General features: G+C 39.2%; 6 protein-coding genes and 4 pseudogenes. All 10 read right to left on the bottom strand.

Translation table 11 applies throughout. The features are described from left to right. Positions 1–70 precede the first annotated feature (70 nt). The 10 genes and pseudogenes from htpG to JCM21531_RS15780 all read right to left on the bottom strand — a co-directional run bounded on the left by htpG (position 71) and on the right by JCM21531_RS15780 (position 11,422). Positions 71–1,974 (bottom strand): annotated as a pseudogene (gene htpG / locus JCM21531_RS15825) (molecular chaperone HtpG). Positions 1,975–2,140: 166 nt separating this feature from the next. Next, positions 2,141–2,995: a metal ABC transporter permease gene (locus JCM21531_RS15820; protein ID WP_038291278.1), complete on the bottom strand. Its 855-nt coding sequence runs from the start codon at positions 2,993–2,995 to the stop codon at positions 2,141–2,143. Continuing rightward, complete coding sequence (locus JCM21531_RS15815) at positions 2,996–3,775, bottom strand: metal ABC transporter ATP-binding protein (RefSeq protein ID WP_038291277.1); 780 nt, start codon at positions 3,773–3,775, stop codon at positions 2,996–2,998. It abuts the gene before it with no gap. A 26-nt stretch (positions 3,776–3,801) separates the two neighbouring features. After that, positions 3,802–4,769: pseudogene (locus tag JCM21531_RS15810) on the bottom strand (metal ABC transporter substrate-binding protein). A 162-nt stretch (positions 4,770–4,931) separates the two neighbouring features. Continuing rightward, complete coding sequence (locus tag JCM21531_RS15805) at positions 4,932–5,351, bottom strand: Fur family transcriptional regulator (RefSeq protein WP_038291276.1); 420 nt, start codon at positions 5,349–5,351, stop codon at positions 4,932–4,934. Positions 5,352–5,395: 44 nt separating this feature from the next. Next, positions 5,396–5,887 carry an A24 family peptidase gene (locus JCM21531_RS15800; protein ID WP_094184828.1) on the bottom strand — a complete coding sequence of 164 codons (492 nt, stop codon included), beginning with the start codon at positions 5,885–5,887 and terminating at the stop codon, positions 5,396–5,398. Positions 5,888–5,929: 42 nt separating this feature from the next. Next, positions 5,930–6,787, bottom strand: coding sequence for a PP2C family protein-serine/threonine phosphatase (locus JCM21531_RS15795; protein WP_038291275.1), 858 nt, complete (start codon positions 6,785–6,787; stop codon positions 5,930–5,932). Between the two features lie 232 nt (positions 6,788–7,019). Next, positions 7,020–9,243, bottom strand: a pseudogene (locus JCM21531_RS15790) (glycoside hydrolase family 9 protein). 329 nt (positions 9,244–9,572) lie between these two features. Next, a complete protein-coding gene (locus JCM21531_RS15785; protein WP_038291274.1) occupies positions 9,573–10,304 on the bottom strand; it encodes a M48 family metallopeptidase in 732 nt (243 codons plus the stop codon). Between the two features lie 33 nt (positions 10,305–10,337). Beyond that, a pseudogene (locus tag JCM21531_RS15780) lies at positions 10,338–11,422 on the bottom strand (M24 family metallopeptidase). Between the last annotated feature and the right edge of the window lies 1 nt (position 11,423).

The raw sequence follows: 11,423 nt of genomic DNA, 5'->3' as shown, positions 1-11,423 counted from the left end.
AAATAATAATATTTAAAAAATGTCCTTCGGAATATTTTATACTCCAAAGGACATTTTTTAATAAATTTTCTTATTGTCCTGAAGCAAGCTTTGAAAGCAATGAATTACTTCTTTCAATAAATCTTGTCATATCGTCGGGTTCAAGCTGCTTATGGCTCATTTTTGCAAGGTCATAAATGTGTTCGCATATTAGCTTTACATCCTCTTTCCTGTCTTCTTTATCCTTAAGACTCAAAAGGGATTTGATTAAGCCGTTGTTGCTGTTTAAAACAAGGGTTTCCTCTTCTGCATACATTCCTCCGAAATTAAATCCGCCATACATCCGGCTCATTTCCTGTATTCTTCTTGCTTGTTCGCTCATAAGAATCATTCCCGGCAGTGTCGCAGTTTTCAAAGCCTCAACCTTTATTTTGAGTTTGTCATTATTGAGATTTTCTTTAAACAGCTTTTCAAGGTTTTCGGAAATCTCTTTTTGTGAGTTTTCATCAGAACTAGTTTCCTTGTCTTTCATGCTTTCACTCAAATCAGAGTCTATACGCAGGAACTTAACACCGCTTTCGTTCATCTCTAAAAACTGTATGAAGTGGGTATCTATTACCGTATTCATCATGACAGCTTCCATATCGTTATCCTTAAACATTTTTATATACTGTGCCTGCTGTTTTTCATCAGTAACATAAAAAACTTTATTTTCATGTTTTTCTTTGTTGCGCTCCAGATAATCTTTCAAAGACACATACTCTCCGCCCGTAGTCTTAAAGATAACTATATCTTTTACCCTGTCATAAAACTTCTTTTCCTTTATGCATCCGAATTTGACAAAGGGGTTTATATCATCCAGTATTTGTTGTAGTTCTCTCTCTCATTCTCAAATATTGAAGTAAGCTTGTCCGCCACCTTCTTTGTAATATGGGAAGAAATCTTATTTACATAACCGTCATTTTGCAAAAAGCTTCTTGACACATTAAGGGGAAGATCCGGGCAGTCTATCGTACCTTTAAGAAGCATTAAAAATTCCGGAATAACTTCCTTGATATTGTCCGCAACAAAAACCTGATTGCAGAATAGCTTAATCTGTCCTTCAAAATTGTCCATCTCGTTTCTGAGTTTCGGGAAATAAAGAATTCCTTTTAAGTTAAAGGGATAGTCCATGTTAAGGTGAATCCAGAACAAAGGATCGTTAAAATCAAAGAACACCTTTCTATAAAAGTCCTTGTATTCCTGCTCAGTGCAATCCTTCGGGTTTTTGAGCCAGAGCGGGTTTGTATCGTTAATTGGCCTTGGTTCATCCGCCTTTTCCTCTTTATTCTCTCCTTCTTCCTTTTTATCATCCTTTACAGCATTTGCATCTTCGAAATACACATCATAGGGAAGGAATGAGAAATATTTTACAAGGGTCTCCCTTACCTTGTACGGCTCAAGGAACTCTTCACTGTCTTCAGCAATATAAAGAGTTATTGTAGTTCCCCTTTCAGTCCTGTCGGAGTCCTCCATTTCATACTCAATACCGCTTGTACTTACCCACCTTACAGCTTGTGCATCTTTCCGATAGGACAAAGTGTCAATCTGGACCTTGCTTGAAACCATAAAAGCGGAATAGAATCCCAAACCGAAATGCCCGATAATCTGGCCCTCGTCGGTCTTGTCCTTGTACTTTTCAACAAAATCTCTGATTCCGGAAAAGGCTATCTGATTGATATATTTTTTTACCTCTTCCTCAGTCATTCCAATACCGTTGTCAATTATCTTCAGAGTCTTTTTTTCTTTGTCAACGACAACCTTTATGTAATATTTTTCGCTGCCGTCAATTTGAGCTTCTCCTATCGATACCAACTTCTTTAACTTGCTTATGGCATCACTGCTGTTGGAAACCAATTCACGAATAAAAATATCCTTTTCAGAATACAACCACTTCTTTATAATAGGAAAAATATTCTCTGTATTAATAGATATGCATCCACTTTCACGATTCATTGCAGTCCCTCCCGATAATAATTGATTGTCCTAATAATTTCTTACTAATAAATATATTACAGTTACAGCTAAAAATTTGTCAAGATAAATTTAGCACTCATTTAAGTCGAGTGCTAACAAAAATTCAAATATAAGACCACCGGAAAATAAATTTAGGATTATATGCTTAGTTTGCCTTGACTAATGTCTTTTTAACAATCAATCCTTTAAGAAGATTTTTATAGACAAGAGTCAACACAAGACAAATTACACTTATAAGTACTATTGTACCTCCGGGAACCATGTCCAGGTAAAAAGAAAGAGTAAGTCCCGTCACTATGGAAAAAATCCCGTACAACAGAGAATAAACTATCGTTTGCTTAAAACTTTTTGCTACCTGCATGGCTGAAGCAGGCGGAAGAACTAAAAGTGACGATATAACCAAAGTGCCCACTATTCTTGAAGACACCGCAATTGTCACTGCCGTAAGAACAGCAAAAATAAAGTTAATTATTTTGACCGGTACTCCGGCAAGTCTCGCCGCTTCCTCATCAAAGGTTATAAAAAACAACTCCTTGAATAGAGCTGCGAAAGTTGCTATTACCACAATACTCAAAACACCTATAATGAGAAGCTCAAAATCAGATATTGCGATAATGCTTCCAAACAAATAGGAAGATAAGGAAAAACCGCTTTTTACATAACCGGACAAAATTCCTGCAAGTCCGATTCCTGTTGACATAATGACGGCTATTGAAACTTCAGCATATTTTGGAAAAGCTCTTCTGATCTTCTCTATCCCCAGCGCTGCAGTTATTGAAAATAAAGTTGCCCCCACTATGGGATTGATACCTGCAATAAGTCCAAAGGCCACACCGGCAAGAGAAGTATGGGCAAGGGAATCTCCTATCATGGACTGCCTTCTTAAAACCACTATCACTCCAATTGCAGGTGCCATTATGGCTATAAGCAAACCGATAAAATATGCCCTTTGCATAAATCCCAGATTCAAAATAAAGTCTTCACCGAAAATGCCAAACATTTATATGGCTCCTTTCTTCCAACAGTTTGTACAGCAATGCTTATGGGCATGAAGATTTACATCGTGTCCGTATATCTCTCTAAGACTGTTTTTCGCAAACTCTTCAGTGTTTTCGTTCATCACCAAGCCTTTATTGCCCATACATGCAATCTTGTTGGCATGAACAGTGACAGCCCCAATATCATGGCTGACCATTACTATTGTGATTCCCCTTTCCTGATTCAGCCTGCCTAAAAGACAGTACAAAGCCCCTTCCGATTCCGAATCTATTCCTACAGTAGGCTCATCCAAAAAAATCAACTCCGGCTCGGACACAAGAACCCTGGCTATAAACACCCTTTGCTGCTGTCCTCCAGACAAATTGCCAATCAGCCGGTCTTTATAGTCTTCCATTCCAACAGTCTCAAGTGCCTTATAGACAAGCTCCCTGTGCTTACTTTTAATTCTTTTGAAAAGTCCTATTTGGGGAAACAAATTTGCGCTTACCACCTCTTCCACCGTTGCCGGAAAGCTGGTATTAAAAGAACTTGCCTTCTGCGCAACATACCCTATCTTGTTCCACTGATTAAACTTTTCGATATTCTGACCCAAAAGCTTGATTTCACCTTTAATCGGCTTAATCTGTCTTAAAAGCAGCTTAAGGAGGGTACTTTTTCCCGAACCGTTAGGACCGATAACTCCGACGAAATCACCTTTTTCCACCGAAAAGCTCATATCCTCCAATATGAGCCTTTCCCCATATCCAAAACTCAAATTGCTTATTTCGATAACCTTTTCCATAAAAAACCTACCTCTAACCGGGCATTTTATTCAAGAGCTTTCTTTAAGGCTTCAAGATTTTCCCTCATTATTGAAAAATAATCTTTTCCCGCATCAATATCTTCTTTGGTAAGTCCTCCAAGGGGATTTAAAAATTCCACCTTAGCACCGGTCTCAGCCGCAATGGCATTCGGTACCTTTTGACTTAACAATTTCTCCGAAAAAATGACCTTGATATCTTTTTCCTTTATAAACTTAACTATTTCAGCCATTCTGGCCGGTGTGGGCTCAGATTCTGCATTTAATCCTTCAATGGCGATCTGCTTAAGTCCGTATTCGTTGCATAAATACCCATAAGCTTGATGTCCCACTACAATATCCTTTTTTGAACACTTTGACAATTCTTCTTTGAATTCTCCGTCAAGAATGTCCAGTTTTTCCGCATAATCATTGAAATTATTTTCATAATATTCACGGTTACCGGGATCGGCCTTAACAAAGGCGTCCTTTATTGCTTCCATTTGCTTTTTTGCGTTTTTGGGACTTAACCACACATGAGGATCATATTCAAGGTCATCATGACTATGAGGCTCATCCTCCGTATTCTCCCCGTCATGCTCTTCATCATGATTGTGGCTTCCTTGAATAAGGTCAATTTTTTTTGATGTTTCCACCACCACAAGGTCTTTATTTTTTATGGAACCAAGCACCTTTTCCACCCATGGCTCCATACCTGCCCCATTATATATAAACACATCAGCCTTCCCAATCTCCAGAATATCTCTCGGCGACGGTTCCCAGTGATGGGGTTCCGTTCCGGCAGGCATAATATTGGTGAGATTAATCCTGTCATCGCCAATTTTTTTGCAAAATCATACATTGTATAGAAACTGGCATACACATTGATTTTGTCTTCGTCCTCTCGTACATCTACACTTGAATTACTTGAACAGCCTGTAATTAGAAATGCCAAACATCCAAGCAATAAAGCAATTGCCTTTACTGTTCTTTTCATAAAAAACGTCCTCCCATAGCCAGCTATTAATAATAAATTTATTTATAGCAAATTATATCCATGACAACTATATTTTAATCCACATATTTCAAATGCAAATCATTTGCATTTAATACAATTATATATCGGACGTTACAAGACAGTCAAGCAATTCTACTTATCTTATTCTTTTTTACATTTAGGGCAGATTCCATAAATCTCAAGCTTATGACCGGTTATGTCAAAATCATTTTTTATGCCGATATCTTTTTCCATCTTCTCTAAAGGACAGAAATCTATCGGCACAGATTTATGACAATTTGTACAGACCAGATGATGCCTATGACCGTCCACGGTAAGCTCATACCTTGCTTTGCCGTCTCTCATGATGTTTTTGCTTACAAAGGATTTGCTTTCCATAAGGTCAAGGGTTCTGTAAACAGTAGACAGGTTGACAGACAATCCTTGTTTTTTTATACACAAAAATATATCCTCTGCAGAAAGGGGATTCTCAGCACTTTCAAGAACTTCTATAACTGCTTTTCTCGATTTTGTGTTTTTGCATCCGATTCTTGCCAATATATCATCGGTCGTTTTTCCCATAAAATATTCATCCTTAAAACCAAATAATATACTTACTATATATTCTACTTCATACTGAGCATTACTTCAACAAAGAATATTATAACCCCGCTTGCTATTGCATATGCCATCCTAAACACCGCTTTGCTGTCCTTGTCTTCAAAGTCGGTATAGGGGTGAATACTGAATGTGAAAAATACATTTTTTAAGTAGTTAAACAGGTGCAACAGTCTTTCCTTTCCATTCCGATTAATAATAAGGATGATTAAGGCAATTACACCTCCGGCAAGAAAAGAATAAGCCATTATCCAAAGTACAGCCTTAAAGCCCAAAACAGCTCCTATTGCGCTAAAAAGCTTAACGTCCCCGGCTCCCAGCATCCTCAAGGCATATAATATAAACAACAATAAAAAGGGAGCAATAATTCCAAATAAAGAATTTAAAAGTCCCGATACTCTTTCCAATGCCAGATTGGTTGCAAGACCTATAATCATAAATGAAAAAGTAAGCTTATTTCTTATCTTATAGTGACGAATGTCGCTCACAAGAGCAACCAATATAAGAACCGCTATTTCAATCCATTTTATTAATATTGTACCTCACCACCCGTTAAAATTACCCGTTATCCTGTTAATTATGCCCTTTATACCCAACAGACTGCCGTTGTAATCTCTATATATATGCTGGCATATTGCAACAGCCGAAATATTGTCAGCCGCCCCTCTTAATTTCACTTTCTCAAGAAGACTTCCCAAAGTCTTTTGAACGTCTGCATCTTCTTTTTTGCAAGAAGACAGGGAATTATATATTTCATCATCATCAAGATAGTTATGAAATCCGTCGCTGCAAACTAAAAATCCATCATCGGATGCAATATTACCACAAGCATTAAATATCTCCAAATTTTCCATTACGCCAAGACACTTCGTAAGTATATTTCTTTTTGGATGATACTTTGCCTCTTCTTCCCTCATTTTCCCTTCTCTTACCTGCTGTGCGACCCATGAATGGTCTTCGGTAAGCTTAGTAATGCAACTGTTGATTCTGTATATTCTGCTGTCTCCCACATGCTTTATAAGGTATTTGTCCTGATAAATAAAAAGCATGGTCAGAGTCGATCCAACCTTGGCATTGATTGACAAACCAAAACGAATGATCTTTTGATTTATGTCCCGTATGAGTCCGTCAAGTTCATAGCTTATAACACTTAAAACTTCATTTTTTTCTCTCTGAAAAATATTCGGAAGCTGTTGTTCCCACCACAAACTGAATTCATTTACAATAATCCTGCTTGCCACTTCCCCTGCAGCAAGTCCTCCCATTCCGTCTGCTACCAAGAAAAGGCCAAACTCACCGTTTTTTTCATCTCCTACTTTAACAAGAATATTATCCTCATTGGTTTTCTTTACGTTTCCGATATCAGACAGAGCTCCAATTGCAAAGCTTCTTTTAAGCATAATTCCCCCGTATCGTTCATCATTATGTGGCAATACTCAAATTCCATACATTACCTTGTCCTTCTATTCTATTTTATCAATAATACAGGTAATTTGGCAATAACAACAAAAGCTCATCTCATTGCGTCCCTTCGCTTTTACCTATTTCATTTTACCTAAAGAAGCAAAAAGCTGCTGCAAAAACAACACATTTTGCAGCAGCCGGATAATTTTTACCCAATATCAATACTCATTATTTTTGACCCGGAAAATGATCAATAATTTTTAATATATACCTGTTGAGCGCATTTAAATCCGTGGAGTTTATTTTTCCGTCGCCATTCACATCTGCTGCTGCCACAAACTTTGCCTGCTCTTCAGGATCTGTGATTTCCAAAACCTTTATCAAATATCTCTTTAAGCGTGTATAATCTGTTGAGTTTATTCTACCGTCAAAGTTCAAGTCCCCAAGCAATACTTCAGGTGTGGATGTCGGTGTAGGTGTAGGTGCAATGGTGCTTGTCGGTGTAGGTGTAGGTGTAGGTTCGGGATCCGAACCTCCGGCCGGTACTTTACCCCATACTCTCACGTTGCCGTCATACAACGGTATATATTCAGTCTTTTTGCTTGTAAAGCCCTGTTCAATTCCTTGGAAAGAGAAGTCGTTGGTATTATCCCAGTTGCCCTCTCCATACGGTGCTGTAATTGTGAAATATACATCCCTCTTATAATCGTTTATTCCTCCGGGGAATATATTTATACCGGTAAAGTCTATGTTTACATAGTAAATATGATTGTCGGCATCCCACGGAAGAAGCTGTGAAACCTTAGCTCCACCATTGGTAGTTGAGCCCACGGTAATTTGTTCTAAGGTAATGCCCTTCTCAACTGCTTCGGAAATGTCAACAAAATACTTGGCTGACAACTTATCCGAACCTCTTGCCGGCCATCCGGACTTGTTTATTATTGAAGTCTTGATATTTACAAAACCGGGTCCTGCAGCATTTACTGCCGCTTCAACATAAAATTCTTCTCCAGGTGTTTCAAAAGCAACAAAATTAGGAATCGGTTCTCCGCCGTACTTTTCATACATTTTTGCAAGAGCGCCTACAAATCCTGCATTATAGTCGTTGGCCACCTCATTGCACTGGAAATCATCCAGTCTGTCCACATATTCATCTCCGCTGCTCGGTCCGCCAACCAATGCACCTACCAAAATATGTCTGCATTCATCCGGTTCTGTCATCAATGCACTCCATGAGCTGTGGGCTGTCCTGTGATGAGGATTTTTCGGCGGATTCTTTCCAAAGCCTACCACAAAACTTCTTCCTGTGCTTCCCAATGCATAATCCACTTGCTTTTTGGCAAATTCCTTGTATATAGCCGCCTTGGCCGGATCACCTCCGGACCAGTCTGCATAAACACTGGCAAGGAACGCCTCAGTAGTTGCATATCTCAGTGAACCCCACCTGTCAAGATATGCAAGACCTTTTGGAGTATATTGTATTTTGCTTCCGTTGAATCCGACAGTCCAATAGTCAAGGTGGTTTTCAATGCATTGCTTATAGAAAGAATTTCCTGTAATTTTTGCTAACAAAAGCAAGGAACCGTACAACTTGTTGTCCCAGCAATGTGCCCAGGAGTAAGTTATAAACGTTGTACCTCTTTCCCTTTCCCAATGAGGTTCGTAAGATTCTGCTTTCTGAAGATAAGCATCATCGCCTGTTGCCAGATACAACCATATACTTGCCCAAGTGAGTTCGTCATAAAAACCGCTGTGGGATGAGTAGTATCCTCTGCCGCTTTATATCCTTTATCACTTCTTGTAGTATCAGCAAAATCAAAGAGCTCTTTCGCATGCTTTAAAAGTGTAGATGCATATCCAGGGTCAGTGGGCTTAAAAATAATTGAGGATGCAGCCATAGCCGCTGCAGTCTCAGCAACAACCGTCGAACCCGGATTTGACAAATCTACTTTGAAGGATGGTCTCGGCATCTGCATTACTTCAGCAGGTCCCCACCAAGAATGGTCTAATGCTCCGTCTCCCACTTGATAATAATATACATTGGGGCTTGGATGGCATTTAATAAAGTAGTCGGTCGCCCATTTTATGTTGTCCAGTATGTAAGGAAGTTGACCGCTTTGCTCATATGCCTCTCTAGACTCATAAACGCTCCACGCCAGCATGGTAACGGAGTAGGCCATCGGAAGGTTAAACTTCACATGGTCACCGGCATCATACCAACACCTGTAAGGTCCAAACCGTTATCTGCGCCGTCATTAAGGCCAGAATCTCCACGCCAGTTGTTCCTTTTGTTTTCAGGCAGTTTTCCCGAACGCTGGAACTCATAAAACATTATTGCTTTCTGAAGTGCCTCACCATAGTTGAAATCTGCCGCGAAGCTGATCATACCCTGCGGGATTGCCACTGCCAGAACAACCGCAACTGTCAGCAAAAACGCTATAATTTTCTTCAACTCAAATCTCCCCCTTATTTTTATTTGTTAAAATTAATATTTAATTGGCAATGCCAAATTTTTAACATATCCTCTTTGAAAAACTTAGCTTTTCAATCCTATGCACTTCTTTAAGGAAATTCCTTCGGTATTTAATATGCGTTTTTTTGCACAGTGACGATAGCGGAAGATAGATGCTAAGTGGTATTACTTCGATTGGTATATTGATTTGCACAAAATTGAATAATACATATTGCCCCTTCTTATACATTTATTTTATCATCTATACGCCAGAATTTCAAAACATATATGAAAATATTAGTACGATTTACTCCATTATCATATAAAATCTATATTACCAAACGGTGCCCATTCACCTTTAGCCACTTTCTACTCAAGTCAAAATCGGGAAGTATGGACTTTACAAGATTCCAATAATTCTTCGAATGGTTCATCTCTTTCATATGGCAGAGCTCGTGCACAATCACATAATCGATAACCTCCATCGGAGCCATAACCAGCCTCCAATTAAGACTTATATTTCCCTTGCTGCTACAACTTCCCCAGCGTGTCTTTTGTTCTCTGACGGTCACTTTCTTAGGAGAGACACCTATCCGAGGCGAAAACAAATCCATCCTGTCCTTTACAATATCGATGAATCGCCTTATATAAAAGTCCCTCAGAACACTTCTTATATATTCGGCTCCCTCCCCAGAGGCTTTGTCACCGCCTATTCCAATAACAATATTGCTTCCTTCCAAAGCAACCTCTTGAGGCAGCAAAACTTTCACAATTTTTAAGGTGTATTCCTTCCCAAGATACAAAAAAGTCTCTCCGTCCGCAAATTTATTGCCAATACACGATTCTTTATATAATTTTCTAAGTTCCTCCTGTTTTTTTAAAATCCAGGATAACTTCTTGAGCATTATATCCTTTAGCTGTTTGTCCGAGATATTTAATGGAGCCGATACTTTCACCTCTCCATTTTCAGTCACCCTTATCCCCACAGTCTTTCTCCGGCTTCGGGTAAGAGTGTATGATACACTGCTTCTGCCATCGGATATATTCCGAATACTCTCCATAATCGTCCCTCTCATTCACTATCCCTATTATGGCTAATACAAAGGTATCAATCCCGGGTTGTCTCCCGTTATGCATTTTCCTCCCTGCCCGGTCACTATAAAAGTATTCTCGATTCCCACCATTCCTACTTTTTCTATACCTTTCTTCGGCTCTAAAGCCAGTACCATTCCCTCCTTTAGAGGTTCATTAAAGCCCTCGGCTATAACCGGCATCTCATCCACCTGCAATCCGATGCCATGGCCTAAAAACTTAACCCTGCGCTTTCCAAAACCCATGAAGTTTTCCAAAAACTTTTCATCAAGGCTGTCCATTATATCTTTGTAAATACACGCAGGTATTGCACCGGGCTTTAGCATTGATGCAATTTTATTCTGAATATCGACACACTTTTTGTGCTCCTCAACAGCCTCATCGGGAAGCGAAGAACCAAACATATATGTCATGGTCTTGTCGGTATGATAACCATCGACCCCACAGCCCATATCAATAAATACCAGATCACCTTTCTTGAGTCTTCGTTCACGGCTTCCCAAAAGCGGAACTGCAGGACTTAGCCCATAGCAACCTCCCGGACCGTTGAAGTATGTCGGATAAATGGAGCTTTCTCCAAAACAGATATTTCCTACGGCCATTTCGGTATCAAACATTGAAAAGCGGGATATGCCTGATGTCCTTCCTCTACCATTACGGAAAAAAGCCTTGTTGCAAGCTCCGCCTCACTCATTCCTTCCTCAAGAATCTCCGGTACCCGTTCTTCCAGCACTCTCCTGTGGACTTCTCCTGCTCTCTTAATCTTTTCCAATTCATAATTGCTTTTTAATGACCTTAATTTAGCAATTATCATATCCAAAGGCTTGACATTTTTAAAGGGAAAATATTTTTGAAATCTCTGAAACATGGCAAGGGGAACAAAATATGTTTCAAGATAAATTGTATCCGGTAAATTTTTGTAACTTCCCACTGCATCCCTATAGCTGCCCATAGGCCTAATTAAAGGAAATAACGATTCATCCTCTGCTCTTTCATAGCTTCTGCGGACCCACAATACCGCTTCATCATCCCGGGGAATTAAAAGCATGCCCTCCTGCATTGTTCCCGTAAAATAATACATATTAATT

The sequence above is a fragment of the Acetivibrio straminisolvens JCM 21531 genome (assembly GCF_000521465.1).
GTDB classification, from domain to species: domain Bacteria; phylum Bacillota; class Clostridia; order Acetivibrionales; family Acetivibrionaceae; genus Hungateiclostridium; species Hungateiclostridium straminisolvens.
Note: the sequence above shows the minus strand (reverse complement) of the source record. Positions and strands in the feature narration are given on the sequence as shown.

What these genes read in the sequence shown, in the direction of transcription:
- JCM21531_RS15820 (WP_038291278.1), bottom strand. Translation starts at nt 2,995, where the DNA reads ATGTTTGGCATTTTCGGTGAAGACTTTATTTTGAATCTGGGATTTATG.
- JCM21531_RS15815 (WP_038291277.1), bottom strand. Translation starts at nt 3,775, where the DNA reads ATGGAAAAGGTTATCGAAATAAGCAATTTGAGTTTTGGATATGGGGAA.
- JCM21531_RS15805 (WP_038291276.1), bottom strand. Translation starts at nt 5,351, where the DNA reads ATGGGAAAAACGACCGATGATATATTGGCAAGAATCGGATGCAAAAAC.
- JCM21531_RS15795 (WP_038291275.1), bottom strand. Translation starts at nt 6,787, where the DNA reads ATGCTTAAAAGAAGCTTTGCAATTGGAGCTCTGTCTGATATCGGAAAC.
- JCM21531_RS15785 (WP_038291274.1), bottom strand. Translation starts at nt 10,304, where the DNA reads ATGGAGAGTATTCGGAATATATCCGATGGCAGAAGCAGTGTATCATAC.